General features: G+C 51.9%; 14 protein-coding genes and 1 pseudogene. 8 read left to right on the forward strand and 7 right to left on the reverse strand.

The features are described 5' to 3' along the window. Positions 1-32 precede the first annotated feature (32 nt). From WC959_10485 to prfA, 4 genes and pseudogenes are all read left to right on the forward strand, one after another. Positions 33-657 (forward strand): annotated as a pseudogene (locus WC959_10485) (integrase core domain-containing protein). 74 nt (positions 658-731) lie between these two features. Beyond that, positions 732-1,718, forward strand: a complete 987-nt coding sequence (locus tag WC959_10490; GenBank protein MFA5689556.1) for a radical SAM protein — start codon at positions 732-734, stop codon at positions 1,716-1,718. A 213-nt stretch (positions 1,719-1,931) separates the two neighbouring features. After that, positions 1,932-2,132 carry a 50S ribosomal protein L31 gene (gene rpmE / locus WC959_10495; GenBank protein ID MFA5689557.1) on the forward strand — a complete coding sequence of 67 codons (201 nt, stop codon included), beginning with the start codon at positions 1,932-1,934 and terminating at the stop codon, positions 2,130-2,132. A 57-nt stretch (positions 2,133-2,189) separates the two neighbouring features. After that, positions 2,190-3,272 (forward strand): peptide chain release factor 1, encoded by a 1,083-nt coding sequence (gene prfA / locus WC959_10500; protein ID MFA5689558.1) that lies wholly within the window; start codon positions 2,190-2,192, stop codon positions 3,270-3,272. Positions 3,273-3,364: 92 nt separating this feature from the next. On the opposite strand, the gene WC959_10505 is transcribed toward prfA, so the two are convergent. Beyond that, positions 3,365-4,024, reverse strand: coding sequence for a hemolysin III family protein (locus WC959_10505; GenBank protein ID MFA5689559.1), 660 nt, complete (start codon positions 4,022-4,024; stop codon positions 3,365-3,367). Positions 4,025-4,046: 22 nt separating this feature from the next. Further along, positions 4,047-5,021, reverse strand: coding sequence for a LacI family DNA-binding transcriptional regulator (locus WC959_10510; protein MFA5689560.1), 975 nt, complete (start codon positions 5,019-5,021; stop codon positions 4,047-4,049). A 105-nt stretch (positions 5,022-5,126) separates the two neighbouring features. Here WC959_10510 and uxaC point away from each other — a divergent pair, with 105 nt between their 5' ends. Continuing rightward, a complete protein-coding gene (gene uxaC, locus WC959_10515; GenBank protein MFA5689561.1) occupies positions 5,127-6,527 on the forward strand; it encodes a glucuronate isomerase in 1,401 nt (466 codons plus the stop codon). Between the two features lie 213 nt (positions 6,528-6,740). Continuing rightward, positions 6,741-7,985 carry a tagaturonate epimerase family protein gene (locus WC959_10520; GenBank protein ID MFA5689562.1) on the forward strand — a complete coding sequence of 415 codons (1,245 nt, stop codon included), beginning with the start codon at positions 6,741-6,743 and terminating at the stop codon, positions 7,983-7,985. 92 nt (positions 7,986-8,077) lie between these two features. Here WC959_10520 and thiL read toward each other — a convergent pair whose 3' ends face one another. Continuing rightward, positions 8,078-9,001, reverse strand: coding sequence for a thiamine-phosphate kinase (gene thiL, locus WC959_10525; protein MFA5689563.1), 924 nt, complete (start codon positions 8,999-9,001; stop codon positions 8,078-8,080). Positions 9,002-9,123: 122 nt separating this feature from the next. Here thiL and WC959_10530 point away from each other — a divergent pair, with 122 nt between their 5' ends. Next, a complete protein-coding gene (locus WC959_10530) occupies positions 9,124-10,167 on the forward strand; it encodes an NAD(P)-dependent oxidoreductase (protein ID MFA5689564.1) in 1,044 nt (347 codons plus the stop codon). Between the two features lie 12 nt (positions 10,168-10,179). On the opposite strand, the gene WC959_10535 is transcribed toward WC959_10530, so the two are convergent. After that, positions 10,180-11,643: a RimK family protein gene (locus WC959_10535; protein ID MFA5689565.1), complete on the reverse strand. Its 1,464-nt coding sequence runs from the start codon at positions 11,641-11,643 to the stop codon at positions 10,180-10,182. Further along, entirely contained in the window at positions 11,630-12,127 is a 498-nt protein-coding gene (locus WC959_10540) for an N-acetyltransferase (protein MFA5689566.1), read from the reverse strand. The genes WC959_10535 and WC959_10540 overlap by 14 nt, the downstream gene beginning before the upstream one ends. A 183-nt stretch (positions 12,128-12,310) precedes the next feature. Between WC959_10540 and WC959_10545 the strand changes: the two genes are divergently transcribed. Continuing rightward, on the forward strand, positions 12,311-13,903 hold the full coding sequence (locus WC959_10545) for a glycogen/starch synthase (GenBank protein MFA5689567.1): 1,593 nt from the start codon (positions 12,311-12,313) through the stop codon (positions 13,901-13,903). Positions 13,904-13,957: 54 nt separating this feature from the next. Here the strand turns inward: WC959_10545 and WC959_10550 are convergent, their stop codons facing one another. Beyond that, positions 13,958-15,214 carry a mechanosensitive ion channel domain-containing protein gene (locus WC959_10550; GenBank protein MFA5689568.1) on the reverse strand — a complete coding sequence of 419 codons (1,257 nt, stop codon included), beginning with the start codon at positions 15,212-15,214 and terminating at the stop codon, positions 13,958-13,960. 27 nt (positions 15,215-15,241) lie between these two features. Continuing rightward, positions 15,242-16,174 carry a putative 2-dehydropantoate 2-reductase gene (locus tag WC959_10555; GenBank protein MFA5689569.1) on the reverse strand — a complete coding sequence of 311 codons (933 nt, stop codon included), beginning with the start codon at positions 16,172-16,174 and terminating at the stop codon, positions 15,242-15,244. Positions 16,175-16,678 lie beyond the last annotated feature (504 nt).

Here is a 16,678-nt window from a genome sequence, read left to right on the forward strand (position 1 = left end):
GTGATGTATAACCAGCTCTGGATGGATGAATTATGGGACAGATAGTACAAGGGTGCGCCCGTACGACTGAGACGATGCGTCGAACGATACAACATCGTCAAGAGGGCCTGAATGGTCTGGCGCGGAGGCACGGTATTAACCCGAAAACTGCAGCGAAACGGCGACAGCGCACAACGACAAGATGTCCCATGGGGCCTGGGCAACCCCGGTCACAAGAGCTCATCCAGGCCGTTTCTTATACTATCCACACCGTATTAACGGATAACGGAACCCGGTTTACCCCGCCGGGGAACCGACGGTCTGCAACAGCGGATATCAAGCAGGTCATGGATTGCGGAAGTCCTTTTCGCGCACATGCCTTTGAACTGTCTTGTGCCCGAAACAATGCAGATCACCGGCTGACCCAACCCAACCATCCCTGGACAAACGGACGGGTTGAGCGGATGAACCGGACGTTGAAAGAAGCACTGGTGAAGCGTTATCACCACGGAACTCATGATCAGCTGAAAGAACATGTACAGACCTTTTTGATGGCCTATAATTTCGCCAAACGGCTCAAAGCATTACGCGGTCTTACATATCTGCAACATCTGGACTTCTGATCCGGATCGCTTTAAGTTTGATCCGTTCCATTACACTGTGGGATTAAATATCTAATGGGTGTTCGCGGGGCGTAATAATTTTTTAAATACCGCTTTCATCCTGCACATTTCATATCTCATACTTCCCGAATGGCGCAGTATAAATATCTTTTCGGCCCGGTTCCGTCGCGGCGGTTCAGACGGTCGCTGGGAATTGATCTTACGCCCTTCAAAACATGTTCGTTTAACTGCATGTTCTGTCAGTGCGGTACGACGACAAAGCTGACGGCCGAACGCGCAGAATTTTTTCCGCTGGCGGATATTTGCGCTGAAATTTCTGACTGGCTGAAACATGACGGCATTGCGGATGTGATCACGTTCGCCGGTTCCGGCGAACCGACGTTGTACAGCCGTCTCGGCGAACTGATTGCTTTTATCAAAGAAAAAACGACGATTCCGGTGATTCTTCTGTCGAACGGCACGCTGCTTCATCGCGCCGATGTTCGTGCGGAAACGGCACTGGCGGATATTGTGAAGATCAGTTTAAGCGCGTGGGATGAAGAGTCGTTCCGGCGCGTGAACGGCCCGGCGCCGGAAATTTCATTTGATCAATTTATGGCCGGCGCAAAGCAATTCCGGCGCGAATTTTCCGGCGAACTGCGGCTGGAGGTTTTTCTGATGGACGGTGTAAATTCCGCGCCGGAACAGGTGAAAAAAATTGCGGCAACGGCAGAAGAGATTATGCCGGATAAAATTCAGCTGAATACGGCGGTGCGGCCGGTCGCCGATCCGGCGGCGCGCGCGGTGGATGAAAAAACATTGGAATCGTTTTGTGAGTTGTTTACGCCGCACGCCGAAATTATTGCGGCATTTGGCAGGGCCGACGTGACGCCGCCATCCGGAATCGGCAGGGACGGCAGTCCCTTGCCGTCCGCAAAAAATTGCGGCGCTCAAGGGACTGAGCGCCCTGCCTTATCGGAATTAATCGAACTAATCCGCCGGCACCCGTCGACGGCAGCGCAGCTGGCGTTGATCACCGGCGCGCCGGCAAATGAAATTAAAATCGCGCTGCAACCACTGGTTGCTTCCGGTGAACTGACGGCGGAACAGATTTCCGGCGAAGTGTTTTACCGCTAAAAATTTCCACCGCGGATTAAGCGGATTCAGGGATTAGGCACGAGGCATCGAATGAAAATGGAGGAACGCCGGCATTTGCGGTGGAGCAGAGATTCCTGTCTGCCCCACCAAAAATTCATTATTCCACCGTTCCAATATTCCAGCCAAAAATGTCTTGCGCCGGCACCGGCATTTATGGTTTAAAAAGCGGCTCTTTTAGAAGGAACAGCGAAAATGAAAAAAACAATTCATCCTGAATATATTGAAGCAGAAGTTGCCTGCGCCTGCGGCAATGTACTGAAAACGCGTTCGACTGTGAAGGGTATGAATGTGAACCTCTGCTCTGCCTGTCACCCGTTTTTTACCGGACAGGCAAAATTTGTGGATACTGAAGGTCGCGTCGACCGCTTCCGCAAACGCTACGGCGGCAAGTAACCCATCCTCTGAAAAGACCGGATTTCTTCGCGAAGTCCGGTCTTTTTGTGTCCTGATATGATTGATAACACTTATCTTAAAAATCTGCGAAACCGTATTTCCGGACTTGAAACGGAAATGTCGGCGCCGGGTGTGGCGTCAAATCCGCAGAAAATGCAGGAACTGATGCGCAGCTATTCGCATCAGAAAAAAATTGCCGCCGCCGCAGAAGTATTTGTACGGCTGAAAGATTCCGCCAACGAAAGCCGCGCGATTCTGGACGATGCAAATGCCGATCCGGAACTGCGCGAAATGGCGGAAGCGGAACTTGCCGAAACGGAAGAAAAATTGCCGGCGGCGGAAAAAGAGGTGATGATTGCCCTGCTCCCGCCGGATCCGTCGGACGCCAAAGGCGTGATTATGGAAATCCGCGCCGGCACCGGCGGCGACGAAGCCGCGATTTTCGCCGGCGACCTGTACCGCATGTACAGCCGTTATGCCGAAAACAGCGGCATGAAAATCTCGCTGCTCGATATCAGCCCGGCAGAAGCCGGCGGCTATAAAGAGATCGTTTTTTCTGTTGAAGGCGAAATGGTTTATAAGCAGATGAAATATGAAAGCGGTACGCACCGCGTGCAGCGCGTGCCGGAAACCGAAACACAGGGGCGGATTCATACATCCGCCGCCACCGTTGCCGTGCTCGCCGAAGCCGAAGAGGTTGATGTTGAAATTAAAAACGAAGAGTTGAAAATCGACACTTATCGCGCCAGCGGCGCCGGCGGGCAGCATGTGAACACCACCGATTCCGCGATCCGCATCACACATATTCCCACCGGCACCGTTGTGCAGTGTCAGGACGAACGTTCGCAGCACAAAAATAAAGCCAAAGCTCTGCGCGTTCTGCGTGCCAAGCTGTTTGAAGTTCAGCAGCAGCAGATTGAATCCGAACAGGCGGCTGCACGCCGGTCACAGGTCGGTTCCGGCGACCGCAGCGAAAAAATCCGCACATACAATTATCCGCAAAACCGCGTAACGGATCACCGGATTAATTTAACACTCTACAAACTCGACCGGATTATGGAAGGCGATCTGGACGAACTGCTCACCGCACTTTACGACCACGACATCGAATTGAAAATCAAAGTGCAGACCGAAAAATAATTTTAGAATGCAGCGCTAAAGCGAAACATATCGCCGGTTTAACAATAGTGGCGCAACGGATACCTCTTTATCACCGCACGCCAATGCTTCGCTCACATCGCGACGAAAAAGAAGATTCCGAAAAAATGACACAGGCTGCCGGCAAAAACGAACAGATGCCAGATCGCGTGCGCGAACGGCATGCGCTGCCAGATATAAAAGATGACGCCGAGGGTATACAGCAGTCCGCCGAGTGCCAGCCACATAATTCCGGCGGCGGGCAGAATTTTAATCAACGGAACCACTGCCACTGCAACCATCCAGCCCATGGCCAGATACGTTAATGTGGAAAATATTTTCCACCGGCTGATGAACAGCGCCTGAAAAATTATCCCGGTCAATGCCAGTCCCCAGATCACGCCGAACAGCGACCACCCCAGTCCGCCGCGCAACGGAACCAGCAGATACAGCGTATATGTTCCGGCGATCAGCAGGTAAATTGCACCATGATCAATAATATTCAAAATCCGGCGAATATGCGGAATATGGATGCTGTGATACAGCGTCGACGCCAGATAAAGAATCACCAGCATCGCACCATAAATTGAACAGCTTACAATTTCCCAGGCGCCTTTGCGCAAACTCGCGAAAACAGTCAGCAAAACCAAACAGGCAATGCTGACGCCCAACGCGACCCCGTGTGTAATTGCATTTGCCAGATGCTCTGCCACCGTTTCTTTGCGTTCGTCGGTTTTTATTAATTCTTGATTCATGCCGCCATTTTTTTCGTCAACTTCATGCAGACTCACGCACAACAAGTCTGCCAGACAGATAAACACTTTTGAGCGGTTCCGGCTTGAGAATGTGCTGAAATGCGCGCTGCACCATTTGGGTAATTGGCTGCTGAATGGTGGTGAGTGCCGGTATGAATTGCGCCGCAGCGGGAATATCGTCAAAGCCGGTAACGCAAATCTGTTGCGGAACGGAAATGCCAGCGGCGATGAGTTCGTGAATGAGTCCCATGGCGAATTGATCATTAATACAAACCACGGCGCAGTTTTCCGGCAGCGGTTTCTGCCGGATTTTTTCAACCGCAGATTCTCCGGCACTAAAGGGTTCGCAATCCGCCGGCGGCAGACTGCCGGTTTGTATTCCGGCGGCTTTGGCGGCGGCGGTAAGCGCATCGCAACGCAGCCGGTGTACGGGCAGGTTATCTTCCGGACAGATGATTTTTTTTATCCGGCGTGTTTTTAAATGCGTAATTAACTGTTGTGCTGCGTCAGTTTCGTCGATAGCAACGCGCAGGCTGTGTTCATTTCCGGCACCGTGTCCGATGCGCGCGACAGGAAACTTTTTAAAATCGTTCAGCCACGGCGCGTTCATGTCAGAGCCGAGAATAATCAGCCCGTCGATGAAATGTTTGTGCAGCGGCTGAAGATCCTGTTCGGTTGGAACACGATTGAGGAATCCGGCGAGGACAAGTGAATAGTTATGCCGGTGCGCTTCAGTTTGAATCTGACGAATGAGTGCGCCGAAAAACGGATCGTTAAAATCATACACTGCGACGCCGACGGTGCGCGTCGGCTTGCCTTTCAGCGAAAGAGCGGCGGCGCTTGGAACGTAGCCCATTTCAGCGGCGGTTTTCAGAACTCTCTGAATCGTCGCCGGGGTAATGCCGATTTCTTCAGCTTTGCCGGAAAGCACGCGCGATACGAGCGCAATAGAAACGCCGAGTTTTTCTGCTATCTGTTTCTGACTGACTTTTGCCATAGTCCGGCAACGATGCCGTAAATATCTCTGTAACGCAAGTTTCGGCTTGAAAAGTGCATCGAAAAATTATTTTCTCAAAGCATTGAGAAAACCAAAGGATCCTCGATGAAAACGCCGTTCATGAATAAAGATTTCTTGCTGCAGTCTAAAACCGCGCGCCGGCTTTATCACGAACATGCCGCCGGGATGCCGATTTTTGATTACCACTGCCATTTGTCACCGCAGGAAATCGCTGAAGATAAACGCTATGACAATCTCGGCGAAGTATGGCTCGCCGGCGATCATTATAAATGGCGTGCGATGCGTACGAACGGCGTGAGCGAGGAATTCTGTACCGGCGCAAAACCGTGGCGCACAAAATTCCAACAATGGGCGGAGACTGTTCCGCAAACCATTCGCAATCCGCTGTATCACTGGACGCATCTGGAACTGCAGCGCTATTTCGGAATTCACACGGTGCTGAATGAAAAAACGGCGGACAAAATTTATGAGCAGGCGACTGCAATGCTGCGTACACCGGAATTCTCGGCGCGCAATCTGATGCGCCGGATGAATGTAAAAGTGGTTTGTACAACTGACGATCCGGTGGATTCACTCAAATATCATCAACAGCTTGCCGGCGAAAAATTTGAAATCCGCGTTCTGCCGACGTTCCGTCCGGACAAAGCGATGAATCTGAACAGTACATGGCCGGCGTATATAAAAACGCTGGCGGAAATTTCGGGCATTCATATACACGATTTTGAGTCGCTGATTGCGGCGATTGAAACCCGGCACGCATTTTTTCATTCGGCCGGCTGCCGGCTTTCAGATCACGGCGTGGCATATATACCGGATGCTTCAGCGACACCGGCGGAATTAAATGCAATTTTTAAAACAGCATTTGCCGGCGGCGGAATCAGCCTGCCGGAATGTGAACAGTTTGAAGCGGCATTTTTATATGAGGTTGGAAAAATGAATCACGCGCGCGGCTGGGTCCAGCAATTCCATGTCGGCGCCTTTCGGAATAATAACAGCCGTCTGCTTGCAAAGCTCGGGCCGGATACCGGTTTTGATTCAATCGGTGATTTCCGGCAGGGACCGGGATTGGCTCGCCTGCTCGACCGGCTCGACAATTCCGATCAGCTCGCGAAAACCATTCTGTATAATATTCATCCCGGTGATAACGAACTGATGGCGACGCTCGCCGGATGTTTTCAGGACGGTTCATGCCCCGGGAAAATTCAGTTCGGTTCGGGCTGGTGGTTTCTGGATCAGAAAGACGGAATGGAAAAGCAGATGAACGCGCTGTCGGCGCTCGGACTGCTCAGCCGGTTTGTCGGTATGCTGACGGATTCGCGCAGTTTTCTTTCCTATCCGCGGCATGAATATTTCCGGCGCATTCTCTGCAACCTGATTGGGCGCGAGGTGGAAAACGGAGAAATTCCGGCGGATATGGGGCTGCTCGGAACAATGGTTGAGAACATCAGTTTTAATAATGCGAAAGAATATTTTAATGTTCTATAGCGGAAAGACCCATGGACGTCGCGGATGAGAATAAAACCACAGAGTTCACGGAGATTCGAAGAATACCTGCTCTGCACCTCCGATCTCTGTGGTTGAAATTTGTTTCGTGCTTGGGTCTTTTGCTTCGATTCGAAATAAAAAAGTGGAGCAGGGTTTTGCGAATGCAACACTGCAAAGCGGCAATTTTCAGATGAAGTATTAACGGAGATGAACATGTCAGAAAAAGTTGTTTATACATTAGGATGCGGCGACCGGTTCGGTCATCAGGGCAAAGCGCAGCTGGCCGCTTATATTGAGGCGGGGAAAAAAGGCGTACAGGTTTTTCCGGTGTGGAATAAATCCAACCGGGAACACAAAACAGTGCATACAGAACCGGCATCGCTGCGCGTTGAAGCGGATGCCGCAGTGCAAGCATTGAATTGGCATGCGCCGTATTTTGTGGATGCAGATCATATTTCGCTGGCGAATGTTGACGGCTTTATTGACGCGTCCGATTTTTTCACGCTCGACGTAGCAGGAGAAATCGGAAAACCGGCGGCGCAAAATGATATTGATTCATTTGTTGCCGCAATGCAGAAATTTTCCGGCGCTATCGAGCTGCCGGGATTGAATGAAAAACTCTCGGTGACGTCGGATGAGCTTCGCCGCATTGCCGAACACTATTTGCATGCCGTGCAGGAAGCCGGACGGATTTACCGGCACATTGCAGCGAAAAAATCCGGCGCGTTTGCCGTTGAAGTTTCGATGGACGAAACGGACGCGCCGCAAACACCGCTGGAAATGCTGTTTATTCTGGCGATGATTGCGCAGGAAAAAATCCCGGTGGACACCATCGCGCCGAAATTCAGCGGACGGTTTAATAAAGGCGTCGATTATGCCGGTGATGTGGCGCAGTTCGAAAAAGAGTTTGAACAGGATGTGGCGGTACTGCGGTTTGCGGCGGAGCAGTTCGGCTTGAAAAACACGCTGCGGTTGAGCGTTCATTCCGGCAGCGACAAATTTGCCATTTATCCGGCGATGAACCGCATCATAAAAAAATATAATGCCGGACTGCATGTAAAAACCGCCGGCACCACCTGGCTCGAAGAAGTCATTGGACTCGCCGAGGCCGACGGCGACGGATTGGACGTAGCGAAAAAAATCTATGCGAATGCGCTTGGCCGTTACGATGAACTCGCCGCACCGTATGCCACCGTGATTGATATTGATCCGGCAAAACTTCCGCCGGTTGAAACTGTGAACAGCTGGAGCAGCGGACAGTTCGTGAATGCACTGCGGCATGAACAAAACTGTTCGGAATATAATCCAAGTTTGCGGCAGTTAATCCACGTTGCCTATAAAGTTGCTTATGAACTCGGCGATGAATTTTTTAGCGCGCTCGAAAAACACGCAGATATTGTCAACCGCAACGTAACACATAATCTGTTGAACCGCCATCTTCTGCCTGTATTCGGTTAAAAAACACACACAAGCAGGCATAAAACGAGAGTCAAACAAAGACACGGCCGGTGTTTATATCCCGAGGTACGGTCAAAATATGATCCGCGAATTCAATTTTTAAAATGTTCGAACGCCTTGCGTTCCAGTGGTTCACCGGCAAGGGTTAAAATTTCCGGTGCAGCGGTTACAGTTCCGATGCGATGGAATTTGTGTTCGAGTTCGTGGAGGCAATCAAAATCAAACCGATCGGCTTCGTCGCCGCGCACGGTGAAAAGCAGCTCAAAATCTTCACCGTCATAGAGCGCCTGTTCGAGTGTCCCGTTTAACGGAATTTGCGCCGGAATCAGATCTGCGCCGCTGCCGGAAGCTTTTAGAATATGACGGATATCAGTGGCAAGTCCGTCGCTGATATCAATCATTGCGCGCGCATAACCGGACTGCCGGAGCCATTTGCCCTCTTTGACGCGCGGCGTAAATGTCAGATGTTTACCGGTATTCAGCGAATCGCCCAGTGCGCCGGTAACATAAATCGCATCGCCGGCGCGTGCGCCGGAACGGAACACGGCTTTATCTTTCGGCACGCATCCGGCGCCGAAGACGTGCAGTTCAAGCGCCGGTCCCTGCGCGAGATCGCCGCCGGCGAGTTCAACGGAAAATTGCGCGCAAACATCATGTACGCCGGAATATATTTTTTTGAGCGTTTCGAAATTCTGTTCCGGCGGAGCCACCGCGTTGATGAGCAGATATTGCGGATCGGCACCCATCGCCGCAAAATCGCTGAACACGCGCGCAGCGGCTTTCCAGCCGATCTGTTCCGGCGGCGCAGCGGCTGTAAAATGAATTCCGGCGATGAGCGGGTCGGAGGTTAACACCAAATCATACGGCGCGCCGGCAAACGGCAGCACGGCGCAGTCATCGCCGGCGGCTTTCAGATTTGCAGTCAGTGCGGCAATTGCGTTATGCTCTCCAAGGTCTTTTAATGTTTTCATGCACCGATACAACCATTTAAACCCGCCGGCGTAAACCGCTTTCATTATCCGTGGGTGGATTTCATCCCCGGCATTTCTTCATTAGATTTGCAGTGCACACGATGGTTGCATTATAGTTTTCCTGTTCTTTTAACGATATATGTAAATCATTCATTCAGGATTCGGATATGAATAAGAGGGTTTTAGTTACCGGCGGCGCGGGATTTCTCGGCATTAATCTGATTCGCCATCTGATACACCAGGGTGTCACCGATATCGTCTCGCTCGATTTTGCGGAGTTTGACTATCCGGAGCGCGACCGTGTGAACGTGATTACCGGCGACATCCGCGACAAAGCCGCAGTGAAAGCAGCGATGCAGGGCGTGCAATGGGTGATTCACACCGCCGCTGCACTGCCGCTTTACACCAAAGAAGCAATTTTTTCGACGGATATTGAAGGCACGCAAAACCTGCTCGAAGAAGCATATCACCAGAATGTCGAACGCTTCGTGCATATCTCATCGACAGCGGTTTACGGCATCCCCGACCATCATCCGCTGCGTGAAGATGATCAACTGATCGGCGTCGGACCGTACGGCATCGCCAAAATCGAAGCAGAAAAGGTCTGCCTTGAATATCGCGAAAAAGGTATGTGTATTCCGATTATCCGCCCGAAATCATTTATCGGCCCGGAACGTCTCGGTGTCTTTGCATTATTCTACGACTGGGCAAAAGACGGCAAAAACTTCCCGATGATCGGCAGCGGCAAAAACCGGTATCAACTGCTCGATGTTGAAGATTTGTGCGCATCAGTTTATCTCTGCCTGATCAAGGACAAAGATACAGTCAACGATATTTTCAATGTGGGCGCCACCGATTTTACCACGATGAAAGAAGACTATCAGGCCGTGCTCGACCGCGCCGGTTTCGGGAAAAAGATCATCGGATTTCCAGCGAAACCGCTGATCTGGACGCTGCGCATTCTGGAATTTTTCAAACTGTCGCCGCTTTATAAATGGGTTTATGAAACCGCATGCGAAGACTCGTTTGTTTCCACTGAAAAAATTGAAACGCAGCTGCAGTTTTTTCCGGAATATTCCAATCAGCAGGCGCTCGTGCGAAACTATGAGTGGTATCTTGCCAACCTGCACTCGTTCGAAAACAAAGGCGGCGTTTCACATCGCGTCCCGTGGAAACAGGGCATTCTTAAATTTTTTAAACTGTTTTTCTAATTTTGCCGGCGGTTACAGATTTTCAATCCGGCGGATGATGGAGCGGATGATGGTTAGATACAGTTCATCTTTGAGGACGAGGTCTTCAATGCCGGCGTCGATGCTGGGATTGTCATTCACTTCGATGACATAAATTTTCCCGTCAATCTCTTTCAGGTCAACGCCGTACAGTCCGTCGCCCATCAGGTTGGCGGCTTTCAGCGCGGTTTGCACCACTGCCGCCGGCGCGTCTTCCACCCGGAGTGTTTCAGTGTTGCCGAAACGGTTGCCGTTTGTGCCGGACCAGTTGCAAATCTGCCAGTGGCCGCGCGCCATATAATATTTACAAACGTAAAGCGGCCGGCGGTCGAGAATGCCGACGCGCCAGTCAAACTCCGATTGCATGAATTCCTGCGCAATGATCAGGTCGGACTTTTCAAACAGCATTTCGAGCTTCTGACGGAATTCGATTTCGTCGTTGGCTTTGGTAACACCTTTTGAAAACGCGCTGTCAGGCTGTTTTAAAACGCACGGCAGCGTGACTCCCGGCAGTATCGGAATTTTTTTCAGACAGTCTTTTTGCAAGATGACGGTTTTGGGCGCCGGAACTTTGGCGAGCGCAAGCCGTTCAGCGAGATAGACTTTATTCGCGCAGCGCAGAATCGAAAATGGATCATCAATCACAGCCAGCCCTTCAGCAAATGCTTTGCGCGAAAAACGGTAGGTGTGGTGATTCACCGCAGTGGTTTCACGAATGAACAGCGCATCAAATTCCGGCAGACGGTTGTAATCTTCTTTGGTGATAAATTCAGTATAAACATTCAGTTCATCGGCGGCGTCCTGAAATTTTTTCAGCGCGCGTTTAGACGACGGCGCAGAGCTCCCTTCCTCCGGATTCACCAGAATCGCGAGATCGTATGCGTACTGCTGAATTTCAGTTTTGTGAAACCGTTTGCGCGAAAAATAACGCCGTGCAAATTCAGAAAGATGGGGCCGGTCGGTTTCCAATACACCGCCGAGCGACAGCGGTGCGAGCTGCTGAATCAACCATTTTTCGCTGCAGGCAAACGTCACCTTCAAAAGCGGGGATTCAAACAGATTATACAACGCACGGCCGATATAACGGTATTCCGGTTGTACCGTCTGCCCGAAATACACATACAATGTGAATTCCTTTGCCGGTACTTTTGCCAGCGTTTTCTGGATCAGTTCATCGATATCTTCAGCGATGGTCCGCACAATGGTTTGCGACTTAAAATCCTGCATTGTCGTCACGCTTGGAATCGCGCGATGGTCGCGTGCCGCCGCCAGCAACGAAACATAATAGCCGACGGACTGATAACGGTATGACCGGCATAAATTAAAAACACGGGCGTTTTTCATCGTTGCATAGCGCGTATCCGTCAAATACGCCTTCGCAGAGACAATCTCAACTTCCTCAATATCAAATTGCCAGTGCGCCGGGTTGTTCAGAATAATCAAATTATGCACGGCCATATACCAGCTCTCTTTCCGGCGCGGTTTCCAGTGTCAAGCGCATGCGCACCGCAGCGCGTCCTGGCGCATAATAATCTTTTAAAACGCAACCGGTTTCGAAGCCGAACGACTCATACCAGCGGATCAGCCGCCGGTTGCGCCGGTCGGCTTCCAGGCTGACGGCGTTCCGGTTGCGCCGGCGCGCAACGGTAATTGCACGGTGAATTAATTTTTTTCCAATTCCGCTGCCGCGAAACGCCGGCAGAACAGCGATTGAATAGATGCGAACGGTGCGCATGTGAATGTGCAATGTCATCGCACCGGCAATCTGCCGCACGCCGCCGGTTTTTGTCACGGCAATCAGAACCTCCTGCGCCGGACTGTGCAGACTGTGTTGTAATGCGCGCCGCGAACTGCGCCGGGATGCTGTAAAACAGCGGTTTTCAACGGATTCAAGTGCCGGCAGATCTGCCGGCACTGCGGAACGGATTGTCAGAGTGTCCATGCGCCTTTCATAAATTTTTGAACGCTACTACTCCTTTGCCGGAGCGCTGGCAACAGGAATCTTTATGCCGGCATAAAAAAGTTGTTTTGCTGACGAATGGAGATCAATCAATCGTGTTTTCCGGACAAAGCCGGCGTAAGATTTTTCTATCTGTATGTTATCGATATCTGCTAACGTGGCGGTATGAGTACACTGCGCGTTTTGATGGTCGCTGCCGAAAATGACGGCATTGCCAACTGCAAAGTCGGCGGGATTGCCGATGTGATCCGCGACATTCCGGCGGCGCTCACGAAGGAAGGCTGCTGCGTTTCAGTGGTTACACCCTCGTACGGTTATTTGCATGAAGCCGCCGGCGCGGTAAAAATGGCAGATATCCGTTTCTATTTTGCCGGTCAATTTGAAACCGCGACGCTGTATCGTGTCCGCCCGAAAAGTGACGCGTTCAATCAGTCCGGGCATTTCGTTATCGACCATCCCGGATTTCTGCACCGGAACTCTGCCGGACAGCCGGTGATCTACAGCGATGATCCGCCCTCACGCCCGTTCTGTACCGATGCAACCAAATTTGCCCGCTTCTGCACCGCCGCCGCAACGGCAGTGAATGAAACCCTTTGCGGCGAGTTGAATATTCTGCATCTGCACGACTGGCACGCCGCATTTCTGCTGATCCTGAGGAAATACAGCTCAGAATTTGCTGCGCTGCAAAACCTGCGCACCGTCTACACCATTCATAATCTTGCGCTGCAGGGCATCCGTCCGGTTGCCGGCGATCTGTCGTCGCTCCGGCACTGGTTTCCTGGTCTGTTTCCCGGCGATAGAATTCCGGCGGAGCTGCTCGACCCGCGCTGGACCGACTGCATCAATCCCATGGCCATTGGAATCCGGCTGGCTGACGCCGTGCACGCCGTTTCGCCGACTTATGCCGAAGAAATTCTGCGCCCGGGCAATCCGCCGCAGTTTTCCGGCGGTGAAGGACTCGAAAAAGAGCTGCAGCATGCCGCCGGCGCCGGAAAACTATTCGGCATTCTGAACGGCTGCGATTATCCGCCGGAACACAAAACCGGTAAACTGAAGGCCGGCAGGCTTTTTGAACTGCTGAAACGTGAAACCGCACACATTGCCGCGCAGCGGGGCGCCGTGAACCTTGCCGATGTTACGGCGCTGCAAACGCTTGAAAAAATTATTACCGCCAAGAAAAAACCGGCATTCATCGCCACCGGCATCAGTCGTGCAGTGGATCAAAAAATGCTGCTGCTGAAAGCGCGCGGCACCGACGGGAAAACCGGGCTCGAAAAAATTCTCAGCGCGATCGGAAGCTCCGGTGTGTATATTCTTATCGGCTCCGGCGATCAATCCATTGAAGCTTTTCTTGCCGAAACCGCCGCACTGAACAGTAATTTTATTTTTATCAACGGGTACGCCGCCAAAGCCGCCGAGGCACTCTACGCTTCCGGCGATCTGTTTATTATGCCGAGTTCCTTTGAGCCGTGCGGCATCGGGCAGATGCTTGCCATGCGCGCCGGACAACCCTGTCTCGTCCACCGCACCGGCGGACTGCGTGACACCGTTCAGCCCGGCATCACCGGTTTCAGTTTCAAAGGCGAAACACTTGTTGCACAGGTCGATGCCATGCAAACAGCATTCAGTGATGCCCTCGCTTTGCGCGCCGGAAACCCGGAGGAGTGGAACTCTGTTTGCACCGCCGCCGCCGCCGCGCGCTTCCTCTGGAGCGACAGCGCGAAGCAGTATATTGAAAAATTATATTCCAAAAGGTAGGGACGGCAGTCCCTTGCCGTCCGCATTTTTTCGGCGCTCAAAGGACTGAGCGCCCTACCTTTTCAATTCGCGCAAATCATTCCCCGATGGAACCTGGAATGTGCGCAATCCGAATTGCGGCAGCATGGCGAGCAGGTGATCAAAAATATCCGCCTGTACACTTTCATGCACCACCCAGCGTGTGTCTTTGGTGAAGACATAAATCTCCACCGGAATTCCGTGCTCGGTCGGCTGCAGATGACGGATCAGGAAAATCATCTCCTGATTAATTTCCGGATTGGCGCGCAGATATGCCGAACAATAGGCGCGGAATGTGCCGAGATTGGTCAACCGCCGGCCGTTGCCGAGGATCCCGCTGTCTTCGCCGATCGTTTCATGATCAGCGGCAATCTCCGCGAGCTTTGTTTTCAGGTAGGGGCGCAGCAGAAGGATTTTCTGCCAGCTCTTCAGCATCTCTTCGTCAGCAAAACGCACCGTTTGCATGTCGATATGCAGGGCGCGTTTAATGCGCCGCCCGCCGGATTCAAACATGCCGCGCCAGTTTTTAAACGACTCTGAAATCAGCGCATAGGTTGGAATTGTAGAAATCGTTTTATCCCAGTTCTGCACCTTCACCGTGGTAAGTGACACATCGATTACAAAACCGTCGGCGCCCTGCTGCGGCATCTCAATCCAGTCACCGAGCTTGATCATCTGGTTGGCTGAAATTTGAATGCCGGCGACAAAGCCGAGAATCGCATCTTTAAAAATCAGCATGGTTACGGCGGTCAGCGCTGTTAAACCGGAAAAGAAAAACACCGGCGACCGCCCGAGCAGGATAGAGAGCAGCAGAATGGCGCCGATCACATAAATGGTCAGTCGCGCCGCCTGAATTAGTCCTTTCAGCGGCATGGTGCCGGCGCGCGTTTCGGCGAGGATCAACTGCGTTGCGGTGAGCAGCGCTGTAAGCAGGCCGATTAGAATGAGCAGGAGATAGGCCTGTAAGATGGCATCGAACCAGAGCGGAGTTTCAGTGCCGCCGGAAGAAACAAGCAGCGCGCCGAGCCATTGAATAATCGTCAGCGGCACAATGTGCGCAAGACGCGCAAAAAATCCGGATGCGACCAGCTGGTCATCCCACGTCACTTTTGTTTTCGCTGCAATTTTGACGGCGGTACGTACCACCGCTATCCGCACAATGGCATAAGCAATAAACGCGACAATCGCTACCGGAATCAGCATCAGTCCGTGCGCCGCATTTCCGGCGAGCTCTTCCGTTAATCCGCTGCGCATTAGCCAGTGAGTTGTTTGATTCAAAAGCTCTAAATACATTTTTGATTCCCGATCGCCGATTTACAATTATTTCAACTGCTCTTTTTCCAGTGTTATAAGTTCGTTATAAAGTTTTTCCGTTTCCGGCATCGCAACGCCGGCGGCGCCGGCCATGCGCACCGGCGCGCCGTAGATGCTTTCAATTTCCATCGGGCGGCCGTGATCGTAATCCACGCGCATGCTCGGCGCGTATGCCGTCATCGATTCAGTATACGCCATCATCTGATCTAAAAACTCCGGCGCAACCGGACGTGCAACCGCCGCCGATCCGGCGGCGACCTCTTCCATTAATTTCAGGCACAGTGCGCGCAGCTCCGGATTGCCGGCGAGCTCATCCGTCAGCGCATTTTTCACAACGGACGTTCCGTTAAACGGGATGTTCCAGCACAGTTTTTTCCACCGCACCAGCGGCAGGTCTTCTGCCAGCACAACATTCACGCCGGCGTTTTTCATCACGCCGCCGAGCCGCTGGAGGCGCGGTGTAATTCCGGCAGGTGCGCCGTCAGTGCGATACTCGCCAAGCGTAATCTGTCCGGCGTCCGTGTGCCTGATTAATCCCGGAGCCATTTTAGTGGAACCGATAAAACAGGACCCGCCGGCGGTGCGTTCCGCACCGACAATTGACGCAACGGCTTCTTCGTTCCCCAGTCCGTTCTGTAATGAAATTGCGATGCCGTTATCTTTCACCGTATGCGGCAGAATGCCGGGCAGGAGTGAGTTTTGTGTCGTTTTCAGTGCGATCAGAGTAACATCACACGCCGGCATTTTTTTGGGATCATTATAGGCGTTCACCTGCGGCAGGTTAAAATCACCATGCGCCGATTCAATCGTCAGCCCGTTCTTCTTCACAAATTCATAATCACTGTGCAAAAGAAAATGAACCTCCAGCCCGCCGCGCTGCAGCAGTCCGCCGAAAAACCCGCCGATTCCGCCGGTTCCGATAATCGCAAAACTTTTCATGGTGAATAATGCGTAACGGGTAATACCTAAAAATGGAAGCTAATAGTTAAAACGCTGCGCCGGACAACCGTGAAATGCAGGCGGTATTTATAAATTTTAATTAACCGCCAGGCCGCCAAGGTTTTTTGGAAAGGTAGGACACTTCGACGAGCGTCCGTTTTCTTCCCGCGGATAACACGGATATAAACGGATGAGAATGTTTAACAGAAGGGAACGCTTGTTTAAAAATATCTAACAGGAAGGTCGCAAAGACCGCCAAGATTTTTAATCACAGGGGAAAGAATCAGAATATTGACTGCCCACTAGAGCATTTAACGATTGGAACACCGCTGATATTGTTTTAGTGTTCTGTTCATGGGAATCGCAACAGAACAGAGACGTAAACGCGCCATTACGGCGTACCTGAAGCATCAGGGCACTCAGGCACAAATTGCAGCATTGTACGGAGTAAACATCCGCACATTTCAGGACTGGCTTGAACGGTACAGAAAAACCGGCCGTACA

The sequence above is a fragment of the Kiritimatiellales bacterium genome (assembly GCA_041656295.1).
Taxonomy (GTDB): Bacteria; Verrucomicrobiota; Kiritimatiellia; order Kiritimatiellales; family Tichowtungiaceae; genus Tichowtungia.

What these genes read in the sequence shown, in the direction of transcription:
- WC959_10555 (MFA5689569.1), bottom strand. Translation starts at nt 16,174, where the DNA reads ATGAAAAGTTTTGCGATTATCGGAACCGGCGGAATCGGCGGGTTTTTC.
- prfA (MFA5689558.1), top strand. Translation starts at nt 2,190, where the DNA reads ATGATTGATAACACTTATCTTAAAAATCTGCGAAACCGTATTTCCGGA.
- WC959_10505 (MFA5689559.1), bottom strand. Translation starts at nt 4,024, where the DNA reads ATGAATCAAGAATTAATAAAAACCGACGAACGCAAAGAAACGGTGGCA.
- WC959_10540 (MFA5689566.1), bottom strand. Translation starts at nt 12,127, where the DNA reads ATGGACACTCTGACAATCCGTTCCGCAGTGCCGGCAGATCTGCCGGCA.
- uxaC (MFA5689561.1), top strand. Translation starts at nt 5,127, where the DNA reads ATGAAAACGCCGTTCATGAATAAAGATTTCTTGCTGCAGTCTAAAACC.
- WC959_10550 (MFA5689568.1), bottom strand. Translation starts at nt 15,214, where the DNA reads ATGTATTTAGAGCTTTTGAATCAAACAACTCACTGGCTAATGCGCAGC.
- WC959_10535 (MFA5689565.1), bottom strand. Translation starts at nt 11,643, where the DNA reads ATGGCCGTGCATAATTTGATTATTCTGAACAACCCGGCGCACTGGCAA.
- WC959_10530 (MFA5689564.1), top strand. Translation starts at nt 9,124, where the DNA reads ATGAATAAGAGGGTTTTAGTTACCGGCGGCGCGGGATTTCTCGGCATT.
- WC959_10520 (MFA5689562.1), top strand. Translation starts at nt 6,741, where the DNA reads ATGTCAGAAAAAGTTGTTTATACATTAGGATGCGGCGACCGGTTCGGT.
- WC959_10545 (MFA5689567.1), top strand. Translation starts at nt 12,311, where the DNA reads ATGAGTACACTGCGCGTTTTGATGGTCGCTGCCGAAAATGACGGCATT.
- WC959_10510 (MFA5689560.1), bottom strand. Translation starts at nt 5,021, where the DNA reads ATGGCAAAAGTCAGTCAGAAACAGATAGCAGAAAAACTCGGCGTTTCT.
- thiL (MFA5689563.1), bottom strand. Translation starts at nt 9,001, where the DNA reads ATGAAAGCGGTTTACGCCGGCGGGTTTAAATGGTTGTATCGGTGCATG.
- rpmE (MFA5689557.1), top strand. Translation starts at nt 1,932, where the DNA reads ATGAAAAAAACAATTCATCCTGAATATATTGAAGCAGAAGTTGCCTGC.
- WC959_10490 (MFA5689556.1), top strand. Translation starts at nt 732, where the DNA reads ATGGCGCAGTATAAATATCTTTTCGGCCCGGTTCCGTCGCGGCGGTTC.